A 278-nucleotide genomic window follows, 5' to 3' on the forward strand; every position below is an offset into this window, starting at 1 on the left:
GTGGTATCGATCGAATCATTGATCGTCGTAACCGCTGGCGTCGGGTTAGGAGTCAGCTGTTCGAAGTTGCCGCCAGTAGCGTTCTGGATCGTCACGCTAACGGTCGAGCCGTTGTTGTAGACGTCATTGGCCGGCGTCTGGAAGTCGATGCTGCCCTGAGTTTTGCCCGCTTCAATAGTAATGACCTGACCATTGGACAGGGTCACAGTCACCGGCGTTTGCGCTGGGTTGGTCAGCGTCACGGTGTAAGTGATCACGCCACCTTCGGTGACCGACGG

At 56.8% G+C, this 278-nt stretch carries 1 protein-coding gene; it reads right to left on the reverse strand.

What is annotated here, in order from left to right:
* The coding region (locus IAE38_RS23705) for an immunoglobulin-like domain-containing protein (protein WP_201219585.1) at window positions 1-278 on the reverse strand (278 nt) is incomplete at both ends.

It is taken from the genome of Pseudomonas sp. S32 (assembly GCF_016648095.1).
Taxonomy (GTDB): Bacteria; Pseudomonadota; Gammaproteobacteria; order Pseudomonadales; family Pseudomonadaceae; genus Aquipseudomonas; species Aquipseudomonas parafulva.